Raw genomic sequence first — 22,470 nt, 5'->3', positions numbered from 1 at the left:
AAATCTCCTTGGTTTTTATCGATGTGTGGGTGTCGGTCCCGGGGCGGTCAAGCAGTGGCCGCCGCGCGCTTCTGGCCCGCCACGGTCTGCAGCCAGTGCAGGCCCGCCTCGGTGCTTTGCGCGGGCTTGTATTCGCAACCCACCCAGCCGCTGTAGCCGATGCGGTCCAGGTGCGCGAACAGGTAGGGGTAGTGGATCTCGCCCGTGCCCGGCTCGTGGCGGCCCGGGTTGTCGGCCAGCTGCACATGGCCGATGCGGGCCAGGTGTTTTTGCAAGGTGGCAGCCAGCTCGCCTTCGCTGCGCTGGGCATGGTAGATGTCGTACTGCACAAAGGCATTGGCGGCGCCTACTTCGTCCAAAATGGCCAGCGCCTGGTCCGTACGGCCGAGGTAAAAGCCGGGAATGTCGAAGGCATTGATGGGCTCGACCAGCAGGCGCAGGTTGGCCATCTTCAGCGCCGCTGCGGCAAAGCGCAGGTTGTCGACCAGGGTGCGGCGCAGGGTGGCGGCATCCACACCGGCGGGCGCCTTGCCGGCCAGGCAGTTGAGCTGGGGCACGCCCAGCGCGTGGGCATAGGTGACGGCCTTGGCAACGCCGGCGCGGAATTCATCCACCCGCCGGGGATCGCAGGCAATGCCGCGCTCGCCGGCCTCCCAATCGCCCGCAGGCAGGTTGTGCAACACAATCTGCAGGCCCGTGGCATCGAGCCGCTGCCGGATCTCTTCGACGCTATGGGCATAGGGAAACAGAAACTCCACGGCCTCAAAGCCGGCCTGGGCGGCGCGCTCGAAGCGGTCGAGAAAGGGCACTTCGGTAAACAGCATGCTGAGGTTGGCAGCAAAACGGGGCATGGCAAAACTCCGGTTAAAAAACGAGGGGCTCTTCAATCCAGCATCGCGAGGGCGCTGGGCGCATCGGCCTTGCCGGTGGCCAGCCCTTCGAACTCGACGACGTTGTCGATCTCGGTGCCCATCGCGATATTGGTCACCCGCTCCAGAATGCATTCGATGACGACCGGCGTGCGGTGCTCGGCCATCCAGGCCTCGGCCTGCTCCATCGCGGGCGCAAAGTCTTCGGGGCGGTGCACGCGGATGGCCTTGCAGCCCAGGCCTTCGACCACCTTGATGTGGTCCACGCCATAGCCGCGCGCGGCCTCGCCGGCGTCCATGTTGATGTTGTCAAAGGCGAGCTGCACGCAGTAGTCGATGCTGAAGGCGCGTTGCGCCTGGCGGATCAGGCCCAGGTAGCTGTTGTTGACCAGCACATGGATGTAGGGCAGCTTGAACTGCGCGCCCACGGCCAGCTCCTCGATCATGAACTGGAAGTCGTAGTCGCCCGACAGCGCAACGATCTTGCGCTGCGGATCGGCCACGCGCACGCCCAGCGCGGCCGGCGTGGTCCAGCCCAAGGGGCCAGCCTGGCCGCAGTTGATCCAGTGGCGCGGCTTGTAGACATGCAGAAACTGCGCCCCGGCAATCTGCGACAGGCCGATGGTGGAGACATAGGTGGTGTCGCGGTCCAGGGTCTGGTTCATGCACTGGTAGACGCGCTGGGGCTTCATCGGCACGTTGTCGAAGTGGGTCTTGCGCAGGTAGTCGATGCTGTTCTTGCGGCCCTGGCAGTCGGCCACCCAGGCGCTGCGGTCGCGCAGCTTGCCTGCGGCCTTCCAGTCCTTGGCGACAGCGACGAACTGCTCCAGCGCGGCCTTGGCATCCGAGACGATGCCGTAATCGGGCGCAAACACGCGGCCGATCTGGGTAGGCTCGATATCGACATGGATGAACTTGCGGCCCTTGGTATAGACATCGACCGAGCCGGTATGGCGGTTGGCCCAGCGGTTGCCGATGCCCAGCACAAAATCCGAGGCCAGCATGCTGGCGTTGCCATAGCGGTGGCTGGTCTGCAGGCCGCACATGCCGGCCATCAACGGGTGGTCATCGGGGATGCTGCCCCAGCCCATCAACGTGGGGATCACCGGCAGATCGAGGGTCTCCGCCAGTTCCACCAGCAGGTCTGCGGCATCGGCATTGATGACGCCGCCGCCGCTGACGATCAACGGGCGCTCGGCGGCATTGAGCATCGCGATGGCCTTCTCTGCCTGCTTGCGCGTGGCGGCGGGCTTGTAGACGGGCAGAGGCTCGTAGGTGTCGATGTCGAACTCGATCTCGGCCAGCTGCACATCGATGGGCAGGTCAATCAGCACCGGGCCGGGGCGGCCGGAGCGCATCAGGTGGAAGGCCTGCTGGAAGGCGCCGGGCACCTGGGCGGGCTCCAGCACGGTGGCTGCCCACTTGGTCACGGTCTTGGCGATGGAGGCAATGTCCACGGCCTGGAAGTCTTCCTTGTGCAACCGGGCGCGCGGCGCCTGGCCGGTGATGCACAGGATCGGGATCGAATCGGCGCTGGCCGAGTACAGCCCGGTGATCATGTCGGTGCCGGCCGGCCCGCTGGTGCCGATGCAGACGCCGATATGGCCTGCCACAGCGCGGGTATAACCCTCGGCCATGTGGCTGGCGCCTTCGACATGGCGGGCGAGGATATGGCTGATGCCGCCATGCTCCTTCATTGCTGCGTACAGCGGGTTGATGGCAGCGCCGGGAACGCCGAATGTGACGCTCACACCTTCTTTTTCCAGCACGCGGACGGCGGCTTCGATCGCTTTCATTTTGGCCATGGGGTCTCCTTTACAGCTGGGATCGACTGTAGGGAAGGCGGGCGTTTGCCGGAAGGCGCAGGCGGACCATAAAATTTATTCCAGCCAGGAATGGACGGCGGTGCGCTGCATGCCGCATCATCGGGCGCAGAGGTGCTATGAACCTGTTCAAAAAAGCGCTCAGCATGTGACATGCGGCCTGCCAGGCCGCAGCTATCCCAGGAGACACAACCATGGACCGACTCGATGCCATGCACATGTTTGTGCGCGTGGTGGAAACGGGCAGCTTCACCAAGGTGGCGCAGGAGTTTTCATCGACCCAGCCTACGGTGACCAAGCAGGTGGCAGCGATGGAGGCGCGGCTCAAAGTGCGCCTGCTCAACCGCAATACGCGGGGTGTGAGCCTGACCGAAGCGGGCGCGCTGTACTACGAGAAATGCAAGCGCATCGTCAGCGATGTGGCCGATGCCGACAATGTGGTGCAGGTGCGGCAGACGCAGGTGCAGGGCCAGCTGCGCATTGGCAGCTCAGTGGCGTTTGGGCGGCGCGTGCTGATTCCGCTGGCGATGGAGTTCATGCAGCACAACCCGCAGGTGCAGGTGGACCTGAGCTTTGAAGACCGCTACACCGACCTGGTGGCCCAGGGCATCGATGTGGCGCTGCGCCTGGGCAAGCTGGCCGATTCATCGCTGGGCGCGCGCATGCTGGGGGTCAATCCCTGGGTGCTGGTGGCCTCGCCCGCCTACCTGCGCAAGCACGGCACGCCCCGAAAGCCGTCGGAACTGAAAGAACATTCGGCGCTGATCTACAGCAGTGTGCAGGGCAATGACGTCTGGCGGCTGCGCAATGCCAGTGGCGAGTCCGTCTCCGTGCCGGTCACCGGGCGGCTGCGCTCTAACAACCTCTCGGCCTTGCTGGCTGCGGCGCGCTCGCACATGGGCGTCGCCGCGCTGCCGCGCTATGTGGCGCATGAATCGCTGAAGGCGGGCCGCGTGGTCGAGGTGCTCAAGACCTGCCGCCTGCCGGAGCAGGAGATCCACGCCGTCTACCCCTCACCGCGCCTGGTGCCGCAAAAGGTGCAGTCCTTTATCGCGTTCCTGCAGGGCAGCTTTGATGCCGCCTGGTGGGAGAACCTGCCCCAAGGCGGCTAGGCGCGGAGCGTCTGCCCAGCCTGGCAGCCCGGATCACAGAATCAGAATGGCGCGAAAATCGTTGACGTTGGTGTGCGTCGGCCCGGTCACCACCAGATCGCCCAAAGCCTCGAAAAAGCCATAGGCGTCGTTGCGGTCCAGGTGGTCGCTCAGGCGCAGCTGCAGCGCCGCAGCGCGCTGCAATGTGTCGGGCGCCACGCGCGCGCCGGCATTGTCCTCCACACCATCGATACCATCGGTATCGGCCGCCAGCGCCCAGACACCGCCCTGGCCTTGCAAGGCCTGCGCCAGGCCCATGCAGAATTCGCCCGCGCGTCCACCGCGCCCCTTGGCCGCGCCGGGCTGGCGCGGTCGGATGGTCACGGTGGTCTCGCCGCCCGAGAGGATGACGCAAGGTTTGGCAAACGGGCTGCCATGGCGGGTCACGGCGCGTGCCAACGCTGCATGCATCTTGCCGATCTCGCGCGATTCGCCCTCGATCTCGTCGGACAGCACATGGGCGGCAATACCGGCGGCAACGGCGGCTTCGGCCGCTGCATCCAGCGATTGCTGGGGCGTGGCGATCAAATGCACCTCGTGGCCGGCAAAGCGTGGATCGCCGGGCTTGGGGGTTTCCAGCGCGCCATCCTCCAGCGCGGCGCGCAGACTGTCGGGCAACTGGATCTGGTAGCGGTTCAGAATGGCCAGCGCCTCGGCGCAGGTCGATGCATCGGGCACCGTGGGGCCGCTGGCGATGACCGAGGGGTCGTCGCCAGGCACATCGCTGATGGTCAGGGTCACCACCTTCGCGGGATGGCAGGCAGCAGCCAGGCGCCCGCCCTTGATGCGCGAGAGGTGCTTGCGCACACAGTTCATCTCGCCAATGGCCGCACCGCTCTCCAGCAAGGCCTGGTTGATGCGCTGCTTGTCCTGCAGGTCCATGCCGTCGGCGGGCAGGGTCAGCAGGGCGGAGCCGCCGCCCGAGACCAGGCAGAGCACCAGGTCATCGGCGGTCAAGCCTTGGGCCAGCGCCAGTATGCGTTCAGCTGCCGCTAGGCCGGCGGCATCGGGTACCGGATGTGCGGCTTCAACCACCTCCAGGCGCTGGGCCAGCCCCGGAGGGCGGGGCGGAATATGCCCGTAGCGGGTGACGACCAGGCCCGACAGCGGTGCATCCTGGGGCCACAGGGCTTCGAGCGCCTGCGCCATCGAGCCGCCCGCCTTGCCGGCGCCCAGCACCACGGTGCGGCCCTTGGGCGGCGGCGGCAGGTACTGCGCCATGCTGTGCAGCGGCTGGGCGCGCTGCACCGCGCGCTGGTACAGGTCCAGAAGAAACTGCTGGGGATCGCGCCGGGGATCGGCCAGCGCTGGGGATGGGGTGTGGCTCATGCGGTAGGTCTCCGCTGGCCATTATGAAAGCAGGCGGCGCGCGCCGGTGGAATAGGCGTTATTCCGGGTCACGCGCTGTACAGCCGCGATGGCCGCCATCAGCCCGGTGGCGTGCGGTTGCCCCAGTCGGTGTAGAACACGCCCGCCGTGTCCTTGCGGATGTAGACATAGGCCGGGCCGGCATGGGTGTCGCCATGGGCATGGGCCTTGTCGGGAATGCGCCAGTAGTAGACGGTGCCGTCCAGCTCGGCAAAGTGGCCGATGTACTGCAAATCCTCAGCCAGCACCGGGTCGGCGCTGGCCAGCGACTGGCCCAGTTCCATGCGCACATAGCGCGGCACGGAGCGCTCCTGGGCCTCCGTCAACCCGGTGCTGCCCAGCCAGGGAGCCTTCTCCTGCACGTCGGCCTCGGTCTGCAATTGCTCTTGCTTGGTGCGGTATTCGCGGCGGAACTCGGGCGTTTGCATGTGCGCCGCCAGCGCGGGGTCTTCGTTGCCGGCGCTGGTTGGGGGCTGGGCGGCCGCTGCAGCCGGGGCCATGGCCGGCGCAGCCTCCTGTGCCTGCGGCGTGGGTGGCGGTGGATCGTCGGGGGGCTGCTGCAGGCAGCCGGCCAGCAGGGTGCAGGCCGTCAGTGCCACTGGCAGGGTGGTTCTAGAGGGAGCAGACATGGCGCAAGCATAGCCTGGGTGAGGTGGGACCGGCGCCGCTTTTGCTGAAAAAAGGGCGCCGATCAGGGCGAAAGGCGCAGGTTAAGCCGCTGCTTAGGCGGCGTAGCCTGCACGCAAGGCCTGCGTGGCAATATCGAGCGAGCGCAGACGCAAATCGCCATCATAGACATCGCAAACCAGCATCAGCTCGTCGGCCCCGGTGTGCTGGGCCAGCACCTTCAGGCGCTGCTGCACCCGCTCGGGCCCGCCAATGGAGGCTACGGCCAAAAAGCCTTCGATCGCCTGGCGCTCGGCCATGTTCAGGCTGTCCATAAAGCCTTCAACCGGCGGCGGCAGCAGACCGCGCTTGCCGGTCACAATGCCCAGCACGCGCTGATAGGTGCTGCTGGCGAGGAACTCGGCCTCGCTGTCGGTAGGCGCTGCAATCACCGGCGCGCCGACGATCACATAGGGCTTGTCCAGCGTAGCCGAGGGCTTGAACAGGTCGCGGTACAGCTGCACGGCCTGCTGCAGCATGCGCGGCGCAAAGTGCGAGGCAAAGGCATAGGGCAGGCCCAGGTGCGCGGCCAACTGGGCCGAGAACAGGCTCGATCCCAGCAACCACAGCGGCACATTAGTGCCAGCGCCCGGCGTGGCCACCAGCTTCTGCCCGGGTTGGGCGGGGCCCAGCAGGCGCTGCAGCTCCATCACATCGCGGGGGAAATCTTCTTCGGTCTCGACCCGGTCACGGCGCAGGGCGCGCATCGTCATGCCATCGGTGCCTGGCGCGCGGCCCAGGCCCAGGTCAATACGGCCCGGGTAGAGTTCGGCCAAGGTGCCAAAGGCCTCGGCCACCACCAAGGGTGCATGGTTGGGCAGCATGATGCCGCCCGAGCCCACGCGGATGTGCTGGGTCGCACCCGCCACATGGCCGATCAACACGGCTGTGGACGAGCTGGCAATGCCCGGCATGTTGTGGTGTTCGGCCATCCAGTAGCGCGTAAAGCCGAGCGACTCGACATGCTGCGCCGTGCGCACGGCCAGTTGCAAAGCCTGGGCAACGGTGCCGCCTTCGCGCACAGCCACCAGGTCCAACATCGAAAGCGCGGGGGGTGTTTTTGTCTCAGTCATGCGGACATTCTTGCCTAGGCAAATATCCTTTGCTGACTGTGGGTATGGGGGAAATGCGTAGGCCGGAGCCTTGTTTTAGTCAGACCGAGGCGGCGCAAAAGCTGCCTGAATTCAACGCTGCCGAATCGCCCGCGCGCAGCTGATCCCCACCAGAATTCCCCAGAGCAGCACCAGCAGCGCCGTCGCCAGGTAGCGCTCGCCTTGCTGCATCGCAAACCAGGAGATCACCAGCGCCATCAGGCCGGCGATGCGCATCAGCCGGCGCAGCTGCGCGGTGGACATGCGCGGCTGAAAATGGCGCAGCGCCGCCAGGCTGGCGATGGCCAGCACGGTGAGCCAGAGAAACAACATGCCGCCGTAGGGCGCGACGAGGGTATTGAGCGATTCCAACATGGGGCGATTGTGTCAAATCGCCAATACCCGTTGGCGCGGTCGGCGCCGCCAGGGTATGGGGAGGGGCGTTGTCAATCGCGGGTGACGCGCACGACTTCTTCTGCGCTGGTGATGCCTTCGCGCACCAGGCGCTCGCCGTCCTCGCGCATCAGGTGCATGCCGTTGGCCATCGCCTGGTTGCGGATCTCGGACTCGGGTGCCTGGGCGTGGATCTGGGCGCGGATGGCCTCGTCCACCACCAGTAACTCGAAGATGCCGGTGCGGCCCCGGTAGCCGCTGGGGTCGCTGTCGTCGATGCGGCGCACCAGGCGCTGTGCCAGCACGCCCAAGAGCGAGGAGGACAGCAGAAACGGCTCGACGCCCATGTCGGTCAGGCGGGTGATGGCACTGGTTGCATCGTTGGTGTGCAAAGTGGCCAGTACCAAGTGACCGGTCAGCGAGGCCTGGATGGCGATCTGCGCGGTTTCGAAGTCGCGGATTTCACCAATCATGATGATGTCCGGGTCCTGGCGCAGGATGGCGCGCAGCGCCTTGGCAAAGGTCAGGTCGATCTTGGGGTTGACCTGGGTCTGGCCGATGCCCGAGAGCTCGTACTCGATCGGGTCTTCCACCGTCATGATGTTGCCCTGGCTGGCATCGAGCCCGCTGAGCGCCGCATACAAGGTGGTGGTCTTGCCCGAGCCGGTGGGGCCGGTCACCAGCACGATGCCGTGCGGCTGGGCCACCAGTTTTTCAAAGCGCGCCAGCGTTTCGCCCTGCATGCCGACCGAGCCCAGGCTGAGCTTGGATTCGCTCTTGTCGAGCAGACGCAGCACGGCGCGCTCGCCATGGGCGCTGGGCAGGGTGGAGACCCGCACATCGATGGCGCGGGTGCCCAGGCGCAGGCTGATGCGGCCGTCCTGGGGCAGGCGTTTTTCCGAGATGTCCAGATCGGCCATGATCTTGAGGCGCGAGATCAGCGCCGCATGCAGCGCGCGGTGGGGTTGCACCACTTCGCGCAGCGAGCCATCGATGCGAAAGCGCACGCTGGAATGGCGCTCATAGGGCTCGATGTGGATGTCCGAGGCGCCGTCGCGCGCAGCTTGCGTGAGCAGCGCGTTGAGCATGCGGATGATGGGAGCATCGCCAGCCGATTCGAGCAAGTCCTCGACGGCGGGGATGTCCTGCATCATGCGCGAGAGGTCGGTGCCTTCTTCCACCTCGCTGATCACGGTGGCGGCATTGGATTCGCTGTGCGAATAGGCGGCGCTGATGCGCTGGGCCAGTTCGGCATCGTCCAGCTGGGCCAGGTGCTGCACGGGGTACTTGCGCAGCACCTCGGACAGCGCGGAGCCCTGGGGCTGCGCGCCGTGCCACAGCAGGTGCTGGCCGGCATCTTCTTCCAGCAGCAACTGGCTGCTGCGCGCAAAGGCATAGGGCAGGGGGTGGCGCATGGGTTCGGCTCTCTGTGCGCGCTATCAGGGCTCGAAGCGCATGCCTTGCGGCGTCACGGTCAGCGGGCGGGACTCGATCACCGGTGTTTCCGAGTAGCCCAGTGGCGTGCCCGAGGTCTGCTGGCCCATCGGCGTGATGATGGACGAATCGTTGATCGGCACGCGCGTGCTTTGCTCTGGCTGGGCGGCAATCTGCGCGCCGCGCATCAGCTCGTAGCGGTCCATGCTGACCTGCTGGGTGGCGGCGGCATCGCGCATCACCACGGGGCGCAGGAAGACCATCAGGTTGGTCTTCTTGCGCGAGCGGGTGTCACTGCGGAACAGCGCGCCAATGCCGGGGATATCGCCCAGGTAAGGCACTTTCTGCACCGAGCCGGAGTACTGGTCTTGCAGCAGGCCGCCGATCACGATCACCGAGCCGTCGTCCACCAGCACGGTCGATTCGATCGAGCGCTTGTTGGTGGTGGGGCCATTGGCATTGGTGGTCGTGCCGTCGAGCACGTTGGAGGTTTCTTGGTAGATCGTCAGCTTGACGGTGCCGTTGGCATTGATTTGCGGGCGCACGCGCAGGGTCAGGCCCACGTCCTTGCGCTCCACCGTGGTGAAGGGGTTGACGGTGCTGCTGCCCGTGCTGTTGGCGTAGGAGCCGGTGACGAAGGGCACGTTCTGGCCGACCAGGATCTGCGCTTCCTGGTTGTCCAGGGTCAGCAGGTTGGGGGTGGCCAGCACATTGCCATCGGCATTGGTCTGCAGCAGGTTGGCCAGCGCGCCCAGCACATATTCGCCGTTGTGCTTGAAGGCGATACCGGCATTCATGCCGGCGCTGGGCAGGGTGCTGTAGGTGCCATTGGCAATGCCGGCGGCCAGGTTGAACAGGTTGGCCCCGCCCACGGTGAAGTTGTTGCCGATGACGCCGACGACGTTGTTGCCCTGGCCCAGCAGACTCTGCCACTGCACGCCAAACTGCGCGGCCTTCTCGGCGCTGACTTCAACGATCAGGCTCTCGACCAGCACCTGGGCGCGGCGGCTGTCGAGCTGGTCGATGACCGAGCGGATCTGGCGGTACAGCGGCTCGGGCGCGGTGATGATCAGCGAGTTGGTGGCCGTGTCGGCCTGGATGATGCCGCCGGTGGCGCTTCCGCTGTCGCCCGAGGTGCCCAACGAGGTGCCGGTGCCCAGGCGCGCGCCCGAGCCCAGGCCACCAGCGCTGCTGTTGCTGGCGCTGTTGCCCAGCGTGCCGCTGGTGCTGCCACCGAGCGAGGTAAGGCCGCTGCGCGTATTGGTGCTGAGCCCACCGCTGCTGCCGCTGCTCGACAGGTTGGTGGAGGGGCTTGCACTGTTGCCGTCCTGGCCGGCCAGCGCCGCGCGCAAGGTCGTCGCCAGCGCGGTGGCATCGGCATTGCGCAGGTAGACCACATGGATGTTGCCCGAGGCGTTGGCGCCCCGGCTGGGGCTGTCGAGCTTGCCGATCAGCATCTTGGCCTGCGACAGGCGTGCCGGGTTGGCCGCGCGCAGCAGGATGCTGTTGGTGCGCGGGTCGGCCAGCACCGAGGTGCGGTAGGCGTTGTCGGTCTGCGCGGCGCCCGGGGCTGCGCCGGCAGTGGCCGTGCCGCTGGCGGACACGGTCTGGCCGCCTTCCAGCAGGCGCTGCAGCATGGGCACGATGTCGGTGGCCACCGCATGCTCGAGCGGCACCACTTCCACATCGCTGGCGTTGGCCACATCCATCGACGCGATGATGCGCGAGAGGCGCTGCAGGTTGTCGGCGTAGTCGGTGATGACCAGGGAGTTGTTGCCCGGGTTCACATTGATGGTGTTGTTGGGGCTGATCAGCGGACGCAGCACTGGCACCAGGTTGTTGGCGCTCTCGAAGTTGAGCTTGAAGATCTGGGTGACGATCTGGCTGCCACCGGGCACCTGCCCGCCGGCGCCGCCCTGGGTGATGCGCACCGTGCCGCCCTGCAGCTTGGCATCGGCCTCGGGCACGACCTTGTAGAGGCCTGCGGCCTCGACCACGGTGTAGTTCTGCAGCCGCAAGGCGGCGAGGAACTGCTCGAACGCAGCCTGGGGCGAGACGGGTTTGTCGGTCACCAGGTTCATCGTGCCCTTGATGCGCGGGTCCACCACCACGCTCTTGCCGGTGATGGTGGCCATCGTGCGCGCGATGGACTCGATGTCGGCATTGGCAAAGTTCAGGGTCACCGGCTCGCCGGGGCGAATGCTGGCAGTGCCGGCGTTGACAGCCGTCTGCGCAAGCGCCGCGCCATTGCCGCCCATTAGAAGGACGCTCGCCGCAATGGAGTGCAGCGCAAATCGATAAATGGGAGAGTGGTAATGCATCATATGTTCAACCAACCGAGAGCAGCACGCGGCTTCCGCTGCGCTGCCCGATCATAGTCAATAGATTTGCGAGAGCCGCCTCGCGCCCTTCGGCGGCCCAGGCTTCCCCCTGAAAACGCAGGCGCTGGCCCACCCATTGGCCCTGGCCTTTGAGCTGGAGCGCGCCATCCAGGGTGGTCAGCTGCAAGCTGGTGCTGTCACCCCCTTGCAGTTGCAGGCGGTAGCTGCCCAGCGGCTGTATCGTCGACAGGCGGGAGGTCACCGCCATCACATCCAGATCGGCGCCGCCTTCGACCTGCAGGCGCCCGGCATTGAGTGCCAGCGACAGATCATGGGTCTTGAGCAGCAGCTGGCCCTGGGGCTGGAGGGTGTTCCAGGGCGTACCCAGACCCACCAGCAGCGATGCCGGCCAGCGGCTTTCATGCGCGCCCAGTTGCACCTTGGCACCGCCCCAATGGGGCTGGATGCGGATGGGCAGGGGCGCGGCCATGCAGCAGCTGGCGTTCCAGCGCATGTTCAAGCCCCGCAGGCTGGGGCGCAATGCCCAGTCCACCCGGCCGGGCAGGGCCATCTGGTCGCGGCTGGCCTGTCCGCCAGTCAACACCCACTGGGCGGAACCGTTCCAGACCGTGCCACGCGGCTCGCGCAGCTGCAGCTGGCCCTGGCTGGCCCAGGCCAGGCTCTGCGCCAACCAGTGTGCGGGCGCAAACAGCACCAGGGCGGCCAGACCGCCCGTGCAGGCGCCCAATGCTGCCCAGCGCCAGGGCGCACGGGCGCTGCCGTGGGGCAGGGTGGGGTTCAAGCGTTGCCGGGCCATGCGCTGTGTGCCGCTTACTGGGCCGGCAACTGCAAGACGATGTTGCCCGACCAGGTGGGCGCGGCAGCGGAGCCTGCGCCCTTGGCCGGCTCGTCGCGGGTCAGGCGCAACTCGGTGGCAATCGCATGCGCATTGGCCCGCACCTGGCCCAGCCAGCGCTGGGTGGAGGCGGCCGAGGCGCGGCTCAACGTGACCGTCACGCGCTCGCCGAGCACCGTCAGTTTGGCGCTGGTGCCCAGCTGCTGCGTGAGCGAGGCTTCGAGCTGCTGGCGTGCCTGCGTGGCGGTGATCGTAGTGGCCGATTGCAGCTGGCGCGCTTCGGCCTGCAAGGCCTGCATGCGGGCGAGCTGCTGGTCCAGCTGCGCATGTGCGGCGGGCGCGCTGCGCCAGGTCTGCAGCACCGGCGCAATGGCCAGCCACCACAGGAGCGCAATCAGCACCACGCCAGCGGCCAGGCTGACGCCCCGGCGCTCACGCGCATCCAGCGCGCGCCAGCGTTGGCGCAGCAGTTGGGCTGCGGAGGACGAGGCCGCTGCAGATGCCGGCGGGCGGGAGGAGTGTTTCTTCATGGCTGGGCCTGCGCGCGGATGACCCACTGGTCGTTTTGCATCTGGGCCTGCAGGCCCTGGGCTTGCAGTTTCTGGCGGAAGGCATCAAAGCCATCGGTGGGCAGGCCGCGCAGGCGCAGCTCACCGCCGCTGTATTCGACCGTGCTCGGCACCGTACCTGCGGGCAGGCTGGACAGCGCCTGGCCGGCAGCGGCCAGCAGCGGTTCGGCGTCTGACGGCGACAAGCCGCCCGAGGCCTGGCGCAGGTTGGCGACTTCGCGTGCCATCTGCACGGGCGCATCGACCACGACTTGCACGTTGGGGAAGGCCTGGGTCAAGGTGCTGCGCACCAGTGCGGCCTTGGCCTGCAGCTGCTGGCGCTCTTGCCAGGCCCAGATATTGGCGCCCACCAGGCTGAGCACCACCAGAGCCAGCACGGCCCAGCGCGCCGGGCGCCATGCCGGGGCATGGAGCACATCATTGAGGCCGCTGCCCAGGCGCCGTTGCAGGCGGTTGCGCCCACTGTTGGCAAATTCGAGCTGCGCCAGGTCCCAGTCGCTGCGTGCAGCATCGCGCATGGTCTGTGCAGGGCTGTAGAGCTGCACCGGCCGCTGCAGCCAGTGTTCGGTGGTGCTGACCACGGCCGGCTCGGCATGCACGATGCTGTCGGGGCCGAGCGAGGGCAGCAGTGCTGCGCTCTCGCGCGAGACGGGCAGCACCAGCACTGCATCGGCGCTGCCGGTGCCATAGACCACGGCCTGCGCCAGCTCAGGGCTGCCGGTGACCAGGATCTGCGCGCCATCGGGCGACGGCTCGCCCGGCGCATGGCTGGGCACCACGCGGGCTACGGCGCGGCCTGCGGCTTCGAGCACCTGCAGATGCTCGCGCAGCCACTGGCGTGGGCAGCAGGCAACCCAGATCGGTTCGCCCTGGCCGGTGGCACGGGTATCGGGTTGCAACGCGAAGTGCAATTGGGCCGGGTCGTCCAGCAGGCGCTCTTCGAGCAGTCCCTCGAGCACGGCACGCAGCCGGGGCGAGCCCGGGCCCACGCCTTGGGGCAGGCTGACCCGTTGCCATGACAGCAGGGCCGCCGGTACCACGGCCACCACCTCACCGGCGCGGCCGGGTTGGGGCAGCAGGCCAGCGGTGGTGGTGCCTTGCTGGCTGATGGCCACGCCATCCGGAGACAGGGCGTAGCTATAGCTTCCGGCTGCGCTGGGCGCCGTGTCCGGCCCAGCGGCCAGCGGCAGTGAAATCAGTAAGGTACTCATGAGCGTGTTGTGCGCTGCATTGTAGAGGGCTCGGCTTCACCAAACTGCAATACGTTTGTCATCATGTTTCTGTTAGCGCGCCGCCACCGGGTTGCCGCTGCCATCGCCCATCAGGCTGGTGGCCAGCGCGGCACCGCGCTCGCGCACCACGGTCGTTACATTCAGTCCCTGGCGGTAGACCAGGGATTTCTCCTGCACCACCAGGTCGTCAAAGCGCAGGCGCGCCCAGACTTCGAAATACACCGATTTGACATCGAGCAGTGCGTTGGCATTGGTGAGCGCGGTGTTGTTGCTGAAGCGCTGCTGTAGTTCGGCGGTGCTCTCGAAAGCCTTGTTCAGCCGCATCTGGGTGATTTGCTGGGCCGTTGCAAAATCCAGGCCCTCCACGGCGGCCCAGATGACGGTGGCCGAGGCGGTATTGACGTTGACCCTGCTCTCCTGGGGCAGCAGCACCACATAGGGCTCCAGCTGGGTCAGGGTGGACGGCGACAGGCCCCACCAGGCCAGCTCCTTGTAGGTGCGGGGCAGCAGCGGCGCATTGGCGGCCTTGCCCTCGCTGCGCAGCGCGGCCAGCGCCTGCTGGCTGAGGACGGTCAGCTCGGCACCGGGCAGACCCAGGCGCTCGAACAGGCGCTGGAACTGGCGCAGCGCAACGGTATTGATCTGGTTGTTGGAGACCAGGTTGCGGATGTTGAGGCGCGCCTGGGCATCGACAATCGCGCCCGACAGAAAGGCCTGGGCAGCATCGATGCTGCTGTCATCGGCATTGCTCTGGTTGTTGGAGGCCTGCAAAAAGGTGGACAGGCGTGCTTCGGCCAGCGGCACCGACCAGGGCTCGGACAGCGAATCGGGGCCGCCCACGCGCGCATCCTGGCGCAGCACCTGGCGAGAAAAATCCAGACCGCCCAGTAGCAACCAGGCGGCCTGCACGCGGGTGCGCTCGGCGCCTTCGACCTCGAGATTGCGCCATTGCTGCCAGACGGCGCTGGCGGCAATGGTGGCCACCAGGGTGACGGTGAGCATGGCGGCCAGCAGTGCTGCACCGCGCTGGCCGCGAGCGGGGATGCGGAGCGGCTTCATGATTTGTTGCCCGACACGATGGGGTTGACCCAGTCGTTGGTGATGACGCCCGACAGCGCGCCCGGTGCAGGCAGCTCCAGGCGCAGGCGGATGCCATCGGGCAGCGCCACCGTCGTGGGGTTGTTGGCATCGGTCTGGGGATTGGCGCCCTGGCTGGACAGCGGGTTGCTCCAGCTGTTGCCCCGGAAATACAGCAGCTGCCAGCCGCTGATGGGCATCAGCACGGTTTGCTGCGGGCCGCCGTCGCCGGAATTGTTGGTGATGGCGCTGTTGGTGACGGCATGGGCGGCCATGTCCCAGGCCTGCTGCCATTGCTGCAGATCACGCACTGGCGAGGATTGCCAGCGCACCCAGTAGTCGCGGTTGCCCAGGCGGTGCTGGGCCCAGCTGACGACGCGCAGGCCTTGCTCGTTGATGTCACTGCTGCGGCGCGTGAGCCGCAGCACGCGGCCATCCCAGTCCAGCGGGGTGGTGCTGGAGACGCGCTCGATGCCATGGAGGTCGGTGTTCCACTGCGACAGTGCAGCCTGCACCACCATCACCTCTTCGCTGTAATCGCGGGCCTGCTGCTGGGCGCGCACCATGCCATCGATGCCGCGCCAGCTGGCGATGGTCATCACGGCCAGGATGGAGATGGCGATCAACAGCTCGATCAGGGTAAAGCCCTGGCTGCGCTGCTGACTGAAACGGGGGAAGCGCTGCATCAGTACCTCCCCACGATGGTGCTGAGGCGCAGCAAAGGTGCGCCACCGGAGAACACATGGGCATCGATGCGGCGGAAATCCGGGTTGGGCGTGGCAAACACGCCTACGCGCACATCGAACAGGCGGCCGGCCTGCTCGCAGGCCACGCTGGTGGTGCCCAGCCCGGGCAGTTGCTGGGAGAGGCGCGCGGCGATCAGCTGGTTTTCGGCGCAGATCTGCGCGAGCATCACATCGCTTTGGCGCCCTGCGGTCTGGGTCAGCGCGTTCATCGCCTTGCCGCCGGCGAGCAAGGCGATCGCGACAATGGCGAGCGCGACCAGCACCTCGATCAGGGTGAAGCCGGAGTGGGGCGAGGACTTGCTGCGCACGCGGTGCTTGTCGGGAAAGGGTTCAGGGGGCCTGCAGCGCAAAGGGGCGCACACCATCGGTGGCCACGGCAATGCTGCCCGCGCTGCGGTTGGGGTAGGCCAGCACCACCGTCTGGGGGCCGATCAGTGCCTCGGGCCCCAGGATGATATCGCCACTGCTGCGCACTGCCACCGGCGGATGCAGCCAGGCGCCCTGGCGGGTGCCGCCTTGCAGGCCTTCGATCACAAAGCCCTGGCTGTCGGCCCGCCAGCGCACTGGCTGGCCGCTGGCGCGAGACTGGGCCCGGGCGGCCTCCAGCTGCGCGGCCAGGCGCTGGCCTTCGCGCTGAAGCTGGTCCTGGCTGTTGTCGCCCATCGCAAACACCACGCCGGCGCTGGCCAGCGCCATCAACGTGATGACGACCAGCAGCTCCATCAAGGTAAAGCCGCGCTGGCGGCGCGGCTGGAGGGGGTGTGCAAGGGCGCGGGGCATGGAGGCCGGAGAGCGGGGCAGCGGGAAAAGGCAGAAAGCAGGAATCAGGCGGGCTTATTGCCAGCTGCCGATGTCGGCATTGTTGCCTTCACCGCCGGCCTGGCCATCGGCGCCAAAGCTCATCACATCGACCTCGCCTTTGACGCCAGGGTTCAGGTACTGGTAGGGGTGGCCCCAGGGGTCATTGGGCAGCTTTTCCAGATAGGGTTTCCAGTTCATCGGCGCGGGGCCGGAGGTGGGGCGGTTGATCAGCGCAGCCAGGCCTTGCTCGGCGGTGGGGTAGCGCTGGTTGTCCAGCCGGTAGCGCTTGAGCGCGCCGCTGATGTTGGTGATATCGGTGCGCGCGGCGGTCACGCGGGCCTCGTCGGCAGCGCCAATCACGTTGGGCACGATCAGCGCGGCCAGCACGCCGATGATGACCAGCACCACCATCAGCTCGATCAGGGTAAAGCCGCGCTGGAGGTTGGCTTGGATGCGGCGTGCAGCAGACTGCGGGCGTAAGGAAAACATCATGCTCTCAGGTCTCAGGGGGCAAAGTGGTGAAACTGACATCTGGGTGCATCATAATCTGCGAATGGTGACACTATCACGCAACCCCTGGTCTCCTCGGTTGGCGGCCGGCCTTTTGTGGGCTGGCGCTGCGGCATTGGCGGTGTTCTGGGGGCTCAAGCTGTCGGCGCCGCGCCAGGTGCTGTCGGCCCCCCAGGCCGGTGGGCCTGCCCCGGTGCAGGTCGATGGCGCCGCAATGGCGCGCCTCTTGGGCGTGCAGGATGGCGCTCCCGTTGCGGCGCCCGCTGCCCCCACCCGTTGGCGCCTGCTGGGTGTGATGGTGGGCAAGGACAGTGGCGGAGGCGCTGCCGTCATCGCCGTCGATGACCAGCCAGCCAAGGTGTTCCGCGTGGGCGCGACCGTTGCCGATGGCCTGGTGCTGCAGGCGCTGCGCAGTGATGCCCCGCGCGCCGTGAGCCTGGGCGCTGGTGTCGATGGCCCGGCCGCTGTCACCATCAACCTGCCTGCGTTGCGCCCGGTGGATGCCGTGGCTGCGCCGGTCCCCGCTACCGCACCCAATACCGTGGCTGCGGCCCCGCAAGCGGCTGCTTCTGTGCCAGCGCCTGTTCCGGCCACCGCGGCGAATGTGGACCGCAGCACGGGTTCGCTGCGCGACTGAGCGCTGGCGCTTTACGTAAAAGTTTGTTGGGTGGCTGAGGGTTCTTACAGATCGCCGAACAGCGGCAATCGGAGCCATTCCCCATAAGCGAGTTTGACCGAGGGCCAGTCCTTGGCCAGCGGCAGCCGTTGGCCCCTGGTCAGCAGCCAATGCGCGCATTGCGCGACTCCCGCGTGGCTGATCCAGAGAACGGGCTGGCCCGTTTCCCGCGCCTGTTGGCGCGCGGCATCCAGCGCACGCGTGATGCGCGCCATCATCGTGGCCAGCGATTCGCCGCCGCCTGGCGCATAGGCCATGAAGTCGGCCGTCCAGGCCTGCATCTCCTCGCGTGCAATGCCATCCCAGCGCTGGCCTTCCCAGGCGCCAAAGTCCATTTCTGCCAGATCGTTGCAGGCGCGCAGCTGGAATGCTGGTGCCTGCGTCTGCAAGGCGGCGGCCAGCTGCGTGCAGCGCTGCAGCGGGGAGTGCCAGACGGTGCCGGCCGGCAGCGCCTCGGCCGTCCAGGCGCTTTGCAGCGCTTGTGCGGCGGCGGCGGTGGCCTTGTCGTCGGCAGCCATGTCCGTGCGGCCGTAGCAGACGCCCGGCGCCACCAGCGGCTGGGCATGGCGCTGCAGCCACAGCGCCGTCATGCCAGCGCCTGGGCCAGCCAACTGCCGGCAGGGCCCAGCGACAGCGCTGCACCCAGGTAGAACGCGATTTCGCTGACCTGCTCGGCAGCGCCCAGGCCGTCGCCGGTGAAGCCTTGCAGGCGGCGCTGCAGCCACTGGCGCATCCACAGCGCAGCGGCGGCGCTGAGCACCAGCGCCAGCAGCAGCACCACCCAGCCTTGGGCCAGGCCCAGCAGCAACGCGGCAGGCAAGGACCAGGCTACGCAGCAAGCCAGGCCTTTGCGGCTGATAAAGGCCGCCAGCGGCTTGCTTTTGGACGAGGCGCTGTCGCCCACATGGGGCAGGCTGCGCACGACGAACATGGGCCAGAGGCGGGCGATGACATGGGCGGCCACCAGGCTTGCCATGGCCAGCGCCAGGCTGTGGCTGGCGAGCAGCGCGATGAGGGCGGTCTTGCCGAGCACGGCCAGCACCATGGCCATTGCGCCATAGGCACCGATGCGCGAGTCTTTCATGATCTCCAGCGCGCGCTCACGCTGGTAGCTGCCGCCGAGGCCATCGACCACATCGCTGAGGCCATCTTCATGGAAACAGCCGGTGAGCAGCACGGTGGCCAAGGTGCTGAGCACCGCAGCGGCCAGTGGGCTGTAGCCATTGCCAGACGGCAGCAGCAGGCTGCTGGCGGCCAGCACACCGGCGGCCACCAGGCCCACGATCCAGCCCACACCGGGGAAATGGCCGGCGCTGGCGCGCAGCATCTCGGGGCTGTAGCCCACCCAGTCGCCCAGCTTGCCGGTGATGGGAATGCGGGTGAAAAACTGCACCGCCAACAGAAAATGGCGCAAGGCTTGCATGCTGCGGCTGGGCTCGTTCGGCGTTAAGCCTGCAGGAACAAGCGGTAGGCCGGGTTCTGGGTCTCTTCGATCCAGGGGTAGCCCAGGTTGTTCAGGAACTGCTCAAAGCTGTGCGAATCTTCCTTGGGCACCTGCATGCCGACAAGGATGCGCCCATAGTCTGCGCCCTGGTTGCGGTAGTGGAACAGCGAGATGTTCCAGTTCGGGGCCATCAGGCTCAGGAACTTGAACAGTGCGCCGGGCCGCTCGGGGAAGATGAAGCGCAGCAGGCGCTCGTCCTGCGCGAGCTGCGAGCGCCCGCCGACCATGTGGCGCACATGCTCCTTGGCCAGCTCGTCAAAGGTCAGGTCCAGCGCTTCAAAGCCGTTTTTCTGGAAGTTGCGGCAGATCTTTTCCGACTCGCCCTTGCTGTTGGTCGAGATGCCGACAAAGACATGGGCGCGCCGGTCATCGCTGATGCGGTAGTTGAATTCGGTCACGCTGCGTGCGCCACCGGGCAGGTTGCCAATGACTTCGCAGAAACGCTTGAAGCTGCCGCGCTCCTCCGGAATGGTGACGGCAAACAGCGCTTCCTTTTCCTCGCCCACATCGGCGCGCTCGGCGACAAAGCGCAGGCGGTCGAAGTTCATGTTGGCGCCGCTCAGGATCGCGGCATAGGTCTCGCCCTTGGTCTTGTTCCTGGCCACATACTGCTTGATGCCGGCCACGGCCAGCGCGCCCGAGGGCTCGACGATGGAGCGGGTGTCGACAAAGATGTCCTTGATCGCAGCGCAGACGGCATCGGTGTCGACTGTGATGTATTCATCGACCAGGCCATGGGCAACGCGGAAGGTTTCCTCGCCCACCAGCTTGACGGCGGTGCCATCGGCAAACAGGCCCACATCGTTCAGTGCCACGCGCTTGCCTTCGCGGGCCGACTGGATCATCGCGTCCGAATCGTTCATCTGCACGCCGATGACCTTGATCTCGGGCCGTACGGCCTTGATGTAGTTGGCCACCCCGGCGATCAGTCCGCCGCCGCCAATCGCGACAAAGACCGCATTGAGCGGCGAGGAGCCGATTTTCTGCACCTGGCGCATGATCTCCATCGCGATCGTGCCCTGGCCGGCGATCACATCAGGGTCGTCGAAAGGGTGGACAAAAGTCAGGCCTTGTTCCTTTTGCAGCGTCAACGAGTGCTCGTAGGCATCGCTGAAGCTCTCGCCCATCAGCACCACCTCGCCCCCCAGGCCCTTGACGGCATCGACCTTGACCTGCGGCGTCGTGGTCGGCATCACAATGACGGCACGGGTGCCCATGCGGCTGGCCGACAGCGCCACACCCTGGGCATGGTTGCCTGCCGAGGCGCAAATGACACCCGCCTTGAGCTGGTCGGCCGTCAGATGGGCCATCTTGTTATAGGCACCCCGCAGCTTGAAGCTGAATACCGGCTGCTGGTCTTCGCGCTTGAGCAGCACCTTGTTGTGCAGGCGGCGGCTGAGGTTCTTGGCTGAGTCCAGGCTGGATTCAATGGCCACGTCATAGACACGCGCAGTGAGAATTTTCTTCAGGTAATCGGCCGGCGTCAGCGCGGCAGCAGTCTTGGTGGGCATAGGGATGCACGCTAGAGAAATGAGGCAACGAGAAGGTAGCGCATGCGGATGGCGCGCCTGGTTGATGCGCCAGCCCGCAAGACATGCGCGGGTGGCGGCATGGGCGGGGGTGGCGGGCATCAGGTGATCGAAAGACCGATGCACTATAACCGCTGGCGTTCACTGGAGCGGACCGGCAGTGGATTTGCGCCAGCGACAGGCAGAAAAAAAGCCCCTGATGTGAATCAGGGGCTTGAAACCACCATTTGAGAGGTGGAGGAGACAACTTGCAAGCTACATCCAGCAGTTTTGGCATCGCCTGGCTGTGGAGCAGCAGATGGGTTCAAGTATAGCGATGTTTCTGCTGCGATGCAGCAAAATAATGCCCGCAACCATTTTTTTCTCCAATGCTGTTGATAGACAGCAACAAATAGCAGGGGGTAGGGCAGATCTGCCACACTTGTGGCGTCTGATTTTTGGAGAGATGCAATGGAATGCACGGTGACGTGGACGGGTGCGAGCGGCGCCCGCTCCGGAATGGGCTTTGTGGCAGAGACCGGCAGCGGCCATGTGGTGGCCATGGATGGCGCGCCCGACGCGGCCAACCCGGCCAACGGCGGCCAGAACTTCGCGGCCCGCCCGATGGAGCTGCTGCTGGCCGGCACCGGCGGCTGCACGGCCTATGACGTGGTGCTGATCCTCAAGCGCGGCCGCCACGATGTGAAAAACTGCACCGTGGCCCTGAAGGCCGAGCGCGCCGACACCGAGCCCAAGGTGTTCACCAAGATCCATATGCAGTTCACCGTCACCGGCAAGGGCATTCCGCCAGCCGCCGTGGAACGCGCGATCGCAATGAGCCACGAGAAATACTGCTCGGCCAGCATCATGCTGGGCAAGACGGCCGAGATCACCACGGGGTTTGACCTGGTGGAAGGCTAAAAAGCACAGTGCGCGAGCGATGTTGCAGAAAAGCCGCCTTGCAGGGCGGCTTTTTGTTGGGCGGCTTGGCTGGCGATCTCGGCGACCAGTCAGTCCTCTTTATATATGGTGCGCCGTCACCGTCATCACCTTGGAGGCGATCTTCATCAGCATCCGGGCGGGCAGGGGCACGGGCAGGGCGCCGGCGTCCACCGCCGCGGCGGCATGGCGTTCTTCGTCGGCTTTCATCTGGCTGACGACGGCGCGCGAAGGTGCGTCGTGTGCGGGCAACAGCTCCAGGTGCGATTGCAGGTGCAAGGATACCTGGTTCTCGGTCTCTTCGACAAAACCCAGGCTGGCGCGGTCGCTGACCGTGGCGGCCACGGTGCCAATCACGAAAGCGCCGGCAAACCACAGCGGGTTGAGCAGGCTGGGGCGCTCGCCCAGATCCTGCAGGCGCTGGTGGGTCCAGGCCAGGTGGTCCATTTCTTCCTGGGCGGCGTCCAGCAGGTGTTCGCGCAGATGCGCGTCGCGGGTGACCATGGCCTGGGCGGTGTAGAGCGCCTGTGCGCAGACCTCGCCCACATGGTTGACACGCATATAGGAAGCGGAGAGCTTCTTCTCCTCAGGACTGAGATCGGGCTCGTCCATGCCCGTGGCAGGCGAAGGGGTGGCCGCACGGGGTGTTGCAAACAGGGTGCGCAGCGCAGTATCTGCTGCGCAAAGGAGTCGTTCTTGCATAGGGTGTCATGCTAACCAGTAGAATACACCCCGCTGCAAACATGGCGAATCTCCTCTGAAACGGCTTGTTTTGCAGCAAATTTTTTGTCGAAAAATTGGACGGCGGCTGACATTCGTTAAACGTTGCACTCAAGCAACGATTTACAGCGAATAGGTCCTCAAGTGGGGGAATTTGTTTGCGCAACCGCCTGCGGTCTGTTGAAATAGAGAGAACTTCCACACTAGGAGGTTGGC

Annotated in this window: 23 protein-coding genes; 3 read left to right on the top strand and 20 right to left on the bottom strand. The window is 66.3% G+C overall.

Translation table 11 applies throughout. The annotated features are described in order from the left end of the window. Positions 1 to 47: 47 nt before the first annotated feature. Both hyi and gcl read right to left on the bottom strand, forming a co-directional pair. The gene (gene hyi / locus ACHWUQ_RS05895) at positions 48 to 851 is read right to left on the bottom strand and encodes a hydroxypyruvate isomerase (RefSeq protein WP_394680585.1); all 804 of its coding nucleotides are present in this window, start codon (positions 849 to 851) and stop codon (positions 48 to 50) included. A 32-nt stretch (positions 852 to 883) separates the two neighbouring features. After that, positions 884 to 2,674, bottom strand: coding sequence for a glyoxylate carboligase (gcl, locus tag ACHWUQ_RS05890; protein WP_394680584.1), 1,791 nt, complete (start codon positions 2,672 to 2,674; stop codon positions 884 to 886). Between the two features lie 212 nt (positions 2,675 to 2,886). On the opposite strand from gcl, the gene ACHWUQ_RS05885 reads away from it, so the two are divergent. Continuing rightward, the gene (locus ACHWUQ_RS05885; RefSeq protein ID WP_239809406.1) at positions 2,887 to 3,804 is read left to right on the top strand and encodes a LysR family transcriptional regulator; all 918 of its coding nucleotides are present in this window, start codon (positions 2,887 to 2,889) and stop codon (positions 3,802 to 3,804) included. A gap of 33 nt (positions 3,805 to 3,837) precedes the next feature. On the opposite strand, the gene ACHWUQ_RS05880 is transcribed toward ACHWUQ_RS05885, so the two are convergent. The 14 genes from ACHWUQ_RS05880 to gspG form a co-directional block, all read right to left on the bottom strand. Continuing rightward, a complete protein-coding gene (locus ACHWUQ_RS05880) occupies positions 3,838 to 5,172 on the bottom strand; it encodes a glycerate kinase (protein ID WP_394680583.1) in 1,335 nt (444 codons plus the stop codon). 98 nt (positions 5,173 to 5,270) lie between these two features. Further along, complete coding sequence (locus ACHWUQ_RS05875) at positions 5,271 to 5,840, bottom strand: hypothetical protein (RefSeq protein WP_394680582.1); 570 nt, start codon at positions 5,838 to 5,840, stop codon at positions 5,271 to 5,273. A 93-nt stretch (positions 5,841 to 5,933) separates the two neighbouring features. Then, on the bottom strand, positions 5,934 to 6,950 hold the full coding sequence (locus tag ACHWUQ_RS05870; protein WP_312412273.1) for an LLM class flavin-dependent oxidoreductase: 1,017 nt from the start codon (positions 6,948 to 6,950) through the stop codon (positions 5,934 to 5,936). Between the two features lie 111 nt (positions 6,951 to 7,061). Then, a complete protein-coding gene (locus tag ACHWUQ_RS05865; protein WP_021025524.1) occupies positions 7,062 to 7,343 on the bottom strand; it encodes a hypothetical protein in 282 nt (93 codons plus the stop codon). A 71-nt stretch (positions 7,344 to 7,414) separates the two neighbouring features. Beyond that, positions 7,415 to 8,776 carry a GspE/PulE family protein gene (locus ACHWUQ_RS05860; RefSeq protein WP_239809402.1) on the bottom strand — a complete coding sequence of 454 codons (1,362 nt, stop codon included), beginning with the start codon at positions 8,774 to 8,776 and terminating at the stop codon, positions 7,415 to 7,417. 24 nt (positions 8,777 to 8,800) lie between these two features. Then, positions 8,801 to 11,119 carry a type II secretion system secretin GspD gene (gspD, locus tag ACHWUQ_RS05855; RefSeq protein ID WP_394680581.1) on the bottom strand — a complete coding sequence of 773 codons (2,319 nt, stop codon included), beginning with the start codon at positions 11,117 to 11,119 and terminating at the stop codon, positions 8,801 to 8,803. Between the two features lie 4 nt (positions 11,120 to 11,123). Beyond that, positions 11,124 to 11,933 carry a type II secretion system protein N gene (gene gspN / locus ACHWUQ_RS05850; RefSeq protein WP_394680580.1) on the bottom strand — a complete coding sequence of 270 codons (810 nt, stop codon included), beginning with the start codon at positions 11,931 to 11,933 and terminating at the stop codon, positions 11,124 to 11,126. Positions 11,934 to 11,947: 14 nt separating this feature from the next. Next, positions 11,948 to 12,502, bottom strand: a complete 555-nt coding sequence (gspM, locus tag ACHWUQ_RS05845) for a type II secretion system protein GspM (RefSeq protein WP_239809399.1) — start codon at positions 12,500 to 12,502, stop codon at positions 11,948 to 11,950. Beyond that, positions 12,499 to 13,752, bottom strand: coding sequence for a type II secretion system protein GspL (gene gspL, locus ACHWUQ_RS05840; RefSeq protein ID WP_394680579.1), 1,254 nt, complete (start codon positions 13,750 to 13,752; stop codon positions 12,499 to 12,501). Before gspL ends, gspM begins: the two co-directional genes overlap by 4 nt. A gap of 72 nt (positions 13,753 to 13,824) precedes the next feature. Next, positions 13,825 to 14,832, bottom strand: coding sequence for a type II secretion system minor pseudopilin GspK (gene gspK, locus ACHWUQ_RS05835; RefSeq protein ID WP_394680578.1), 1,008 nt, complete (start codon positions 14,830 to 14,832; stop codon positions 13,825 to 13,827). After that, positions 14,829 to 15,536 carry a prepilin-type N-terminal cleavage/methylation domain-containing protein gene (locus ACHWUQ_RS05830; protein ID WP_394680577.1) on the bottom strand — a complete coding sequence of 236 codons (708 nt, stop codon included), beginning with the start codon at positions 15,534 to 15,536 and terminating at the stop codon, positions 14,829 to 14,831. The genes gspK and ACHWUQ_RS05830 overlap by 4 nt, the downstream gene beginning before the upstream one ends. Beyond that, positions 15,536 to 15,961: a type II secretion system minor pseudopilin GspI gene (gspI, locus tag ACHWUQ_RS05825; protein ID WP_239809395.1), complete on the bottom strand. Its 426-nt coding sequence runs from the start codon at positions 15,959 to 15,961 to the stop codon at positions 15,536 to 15,538. Before gspI ends, ACHWUQ_RS05830 begins: the two co-directional genes overlap by 1 nt. Further along, positions 15,927 to 16,376 carry a prepilin-type N-terminal cleavage/methylation domain-containing protein gene (locus ACHWUQ_RS05820; RefSeq protein WP_312461659.1) on the bottom strand — a complete coding sequence of 150 codons (450 nt, stop codon included), beginning with the start codon at positions 16,374 to 16,376 and terminating at the stop codon, positions 15,927 to 15,929. Before ACHWUQ_RS05820 ends, gspI begins: the two co-directional genes overlap by 35 nt. Positions 16,377 to 16,430: 54 nt before the next feature. Next, positions 16,431 to 16,886 carry a type II secretion system major pseudopilin GspG gene (gspG, locus tag ACHWUQ_RS05815; protein ID WP_239809394.1) on the bottom strand — a complete coding sequence of 152 codons (456 nt, stop codon included), beginning with the start codon at positions 16,884 to 16,886 and terminating at the stop codon, positions 16,431 to 16,433. 64 nt (positions 16,887 to 16,950) lie between these two features. Between gspG and ACHWUQ_RS05810 the strand changes: the two genes are divergently transcribed. After that, positions 16,951 to 17,544: a type II secretion system protein N gene (locus tag ACHWUQ_RS05810; protein WP_313332630.1), complete on the top strand. Its 594-nt coding sequence runs from the start codon at positions 16,951 to 16,953 to the stop codon at positions 17,542 to 17,544. Between the two features lie 44 nt (positions 17,545 to 17,588). Here ACHWUQ_RS05810 and ACHWUQ_RS05805 read toward each other — a convergent pair whose 3' ends face one another. From ACHWUQ_RS05805 to ilvA, 3 genes are read right to left on the bottom strand one after another with little or no spacing between them, the layout of a single operon-like run. Further along, a complete protein-coding gene (locus tag ACHWUQ_RS05805) occupies positions 17,589 to 18,173 on the bottom strand; it encodes a histidine phosphatase family protein (RefSeq protein ID WP_394680576.1) in 585 nt (194 codons plus the stop codon). Further along, positions 18,170 to 19,006 carry an adenosylcobinamide-GDP ribazoletransferase gene (gene cobS, locus ACHWUQ_RS05800; RefSeq protein WP_312527418.1) on the bottom strand — a complete coding sequence of 279 codons (837 nt, stop codon included), beginning with the start codon at positions 19,004 to 19,006 and terminating at the stop codon, positions 18,170 to 18,172. The genes ACHWUQ_RS05805 and cobS overlap by 4 nt, the downstream gene beginning before the upstream one ends. 23 nt (positions 19,007 to 19,029) lie before the next feature. Continuing rightward, entirely contained in the window at positions 19,030 to 20,598 is a 1,569-nt protein-coding gene (ilvA, locus tag ACHWUQ_RS05795) for a threonine ammonia-lyase, biosynthetic (protein WP_394680575.1), read from the bottom strand. A gap of 468 nt (positions 20,599 to 21,066) precedes the next feature. On the opposite strand from ilvA, the gene ACHWUQ_RS05790 reads away from it, so the two are divergent. Continuing rightward, a complete protein-coding gene (locus ACHWUQ_RS05790) occupies positions 21,067 to 21,516 on the top strand; it encodes an OsmC family protein (protein WP_239809389.1) in 450 nt (149 codons plus the stop codon). A 99-nt stretch (positions 21,517 to 21,615) separates the two neighbouring features. Here the strand turns inward: ACHWUQ_RS05790 and coq7 are convergent, their stop codons facing one another. Continuing rightward, on the bottom strand, positions 21,616 to 22,236 hold the full coding sequence (coq7, locus tag ACHWUQ_RS05785) for a 2-polyprenyl-3-methyl-6-methoxy-1,4-benzoquinone monooxygenase (protein ID WP_239809386.1): 621 nt from the start codon (positions 22,234 to 22,236) through the stop codon (positions 21,616 to 21,618). Between the last annotated feature and the right edge of the window lie 234 nt (positions 22,237 to 22,470).

It is taken from the genome of uncultured Comamonas sp., from assembly GCF_964277875.1.
In the GTDB taxonomy this organism is placed as follows: domain Bacteria; phylum Pseudomonadota; class Gammaproteobacteria; order Burkholderiales; family Burkholderiaceae_C; genus Comamonas; species Comamonas sediminis.
This window is presented reverse-complemented; position numbering and strand designations above follow the sequence as displayed.

Coding starts and splice junctions, on each gene's coding strand:
- hyi (WP_394680585.1), bottom strand. CDS start 851: ATGCCCCGTTTTGCTGCCAACCTCAGCATGCTGTTTACCGAAGTGCCC.
- gcl (WP_394680584.1), bottom strand. CDS start 2,674: ATGGCCAAAATGAAAGCGATCGAAGCCGCCGTCCGCGTGCTGGAAAAA.
- ACHWUQ_RS05885 (WP_239809406.1), top strand. CDS start 2,887: ATGGACCGACTCGATGCCATGCACATGTTTGTGCGCGTGGTGGAAACG.
- ACHWUQ_RS05880 (WP_394680583.1), bottom strand. CDS start 5,172: ATGAGCCACACCCCATCCCCAGCGCTGGCCGATCCCCGGCGCGATCCC.
- ACHWUQ_RS05875 (WP_394680582.1), bottom strand. CDS start 5,840: ATGTCTGCTCCCTCTAGAACCACCCTGCCAGTGGCACTGACGGCCTGC.
- ACHWUQ_RS05870 (WP_312412273.1), bottom strand. CDS start 6,950: ATGACTGAGACAAAAACACCCCCCGCGCTTTCGATGTTGGACCTGGTG.
- ACHWUQ_RS05865 (WP_021025524.1), bottom strand. CDS start 7,343: ATGTTGGAATCGCTCAATACCCTCGTCGCGCCCTACGGCGGCATGTTG.
- ACHWUQ_RS05860 (WP_239809402.1), bottom strand. CDS start 8,776: ATGCGCCACCCCCTGCCCTATGCCTTTGCGCGCAGCAGCCAGTTGCTG.
- gspD (WP_394680581.1), bottom strand. CDS start 11,119: ATGATGCATTACCACTCTCCCATTTATCGATTTGCGCTGCACTCCATT.
- gspN (WP_394680580.1), bottom strand. CDS start 11,933: ATGGCCCGGCAACGCTTGAACCCCACCCTGCCCCACGGCAGCGCCCGT.
- gspM (WP_239809399.1), bottom strand. CDS start 12,502: ATGAAGAAACACTCCTCCCGCCCGCCGGCATCTGCAGCGGCCTCGTCC.
- gspL (WP_394680579.1), bottom strand. CDS start 13,752: ATGAGTACCTTACTGATTTCACTGCCGCTGGCCGCTGGGCCGGACACG.
- gspK (WP_394680578.1), bottom strand. CDS start 14,832: ATGAAGCCGCTCCGCATCCCCGCTCGCGGCCAGCGCGGTGCAGCACTG.
- ACHWUQ_RS05830 (WP_394680577.1), bottom strand. CDS start 15,536: ATGCAGCGCTTCCCCCGTTTCAGTCAGCAGCGCAGCCAGGGCTTTACC.
- gspI (WP_239809395.1), bottom strand. CDS start 15,961: ATGGTGTGCGCCCCTTTGCGCTGCAGGCCCCCTGAACCCTTTCCCGAC.
- ACHWUQ_RS05820 (WP_312461659.1), bottom strand. CDS start 16,376: ATGCCCCGCGCCCTTGCACACCCCCTCCAGCCGCGCCGCCAGCGCGGC.
- gspG (WP_239809394.1), bottom strand. CDS start 16,886: ATGTTTTCCTTACGCCCGCAGTCTGCTGCACGCCGCATCCAAGCCAAC.
- ACHWUQ_RS05810 (WP_313332630.1), top strand. CDS start 16,951: ATGGTGACACTATCACGCAACCCCTGGTCTCCTCGGTTGGCGGCCGGC.
- ACHWUQ_RS05805 (WP_394680576.1), bottom strand. CDS start 18,173: ATGACGGCGCTGTGGCTGCAGCGCCATGCCCAGCCGCTGGTGGCGCCG.
- cobS (WP_312527418.1), bottom strand. CDS start 19,006: ATGCAAGCCTTGCGCCATTTTCTGTTGGCGGTGCAGTTTTTCACCCGC.
- ilvA (WP_394680575.1), bottom strand. CDS start 20,598: ATGCCCACCAAGACTGCTGCCGCGCTGACGCCGGCCGATTACCTGAAG.
- ACHWUQ_RS05790 (WP_239809389.1), top strand. CDS start 21,067: ATGGAATGCACGGTGACGTGGACGGGTGCGAGCGGCGCCCGCTCCGGA.
- coq7 (WP_239809386.1), bottom strand. CDS start 22,236: ATGCAAGAACGACTCCTTTGCGCAGCAGATACTGCGCTGCGCACCCTG.